The organism is Micromonospora sp. D75, from assembly GCF_018070405.1.
GTDB lineage: Bacteria > Actinomycetota > Actinomycetes > Mycobacteriales > Micromonosporaceae > Micromonospora > Micromonospora chalcea.
Map to the genome: position 1 here is coordinate 1 of NZ_JAGPXV010000985.1, position 1,345 is coordinate 1,345.

Annotated in this window: 1 protein-coding gene; it reads left to right on the forward strand. The window is 75.6% G+C overall.

What is annotated here, in order from left to right:
* Window positions 1–1,345, forward strand: a 1,345-nt coding sequence (mbhE, locus tag KBX39_RS31330) for a hydrogen gas-evolving membrane-bound hydrogenase subunit E (RefSeq protein WP_210874020.1), incomplete at both ends; no start/stop codon positions are given.

Sequence of the window (1,345 nt, forward strand, 5' to 3'; positions counted from 1 at the left end):
CGGCGTCGCGGACACGGAGGTGGCCCGGCCACCGGCCGCGATGCTCGTACCCCCGGCGTTGCTCGCCGTGGCCGGGCTCGCCGCCGGTCCGGCCGCCGGGTGGCTGAGCGGCCTGTTCGAGCCGTACGCGGAGTTGTTCGGACCGGTCGAGGAGCATCTGGCGCTCTGGCACGGGCCGACCGCGGCGCTCGGCCTCTCCGCCCTCGTGCTGGCCGGCGGCGCGGCGCTGCACCTGGTCCGCGGCCCGCTCGCGCCCGCGCTGGCGCGGCTGCGCTCGCCGGTGAGCGGCAACCAGGGGTACGAGTGGGTGACGCACGGCTTCGACCGGCTCGCCATCGAGGTCACCGGCGCCACCCAGCGCGGCTCGCTGCCGCAGTACCTCGGTACGGTGCTGCTCGCGCTGGTGTTCGTGCCCGGCGGGGCGATGCTCGCCACCGCGCCGTGGCGGGTCGAGCTGGCGGTGTGGGACAACCCGGCCCAGCTCGTGGTCGCGGTGGTGATCGCGGTGGCCGCGCTGCTCGCGGTCGGCGCGCGTCGCCGGCTCACCGCGATGCTGCTGGTCGGGGTCACCGGCTACGGCACCGCGATGATGTTCGTCCTCTACGGCGCGCCGGACGTGGCGCTGACCCAGTTCCTGGTGGAGACCGCCACGATCGCCGTGTTCGTGCTGGTGCTGCGCCGGCTGCCGGAACGCTTCTCGGCCCGTCCGCTGCGCCGCAGCCGCTGGGTGCGGCGCGGCATCGGGATCGCCGCCGGCGTGGTGATGGCCGGCCTGGCGCTGACCGCGGCCGGAGCGCGCCGGGCGCCGTCGATCTCCGCCGACTTCCCCCAGCTCGCCCTCGTCGAGGGGTACGGCCGCAACGTCGTGAACGTGACCCTGGTGGACATCCGGGCCTGGGACACCATGGGGGAGATCTCGGTGCTCGTGGTGACCGCGACCGGTGTGGCCAGCCTGATCTACGAGCGTTCCCGCACCGGGCCGCGTCCGCGCCGCCCGCGGCCGGTCGCGATGCGCGCCGGTGACCGGCGCACGGTGTGGCTGCGCGGCGGGCAGACGCTGCCGGAGCGGCGGCGCTCGATCGTGTTCGAGGTGGTCACCCGGCTGATCTTCCACACCGTACTGATCTTCTCGCTGTTCCTGCTCTTCTCCGGGCACAACGCCCCCGGTGGCGGTTTCGCCGGCGGCCTGGTGGCGGGCCTCGCGCTGGCCCTGCGCTATCTGGCCGGCGGCCGGTACGAGCTGGCCGAGGCGGCGCCGGTCGGGGCCGGCACCGTGCTCGGCGCGGGTCTGGGCATCTCGGTCGGCAGCGGGGTGCTCGGGCTGGCGCTGACCGGCGACGTGCTG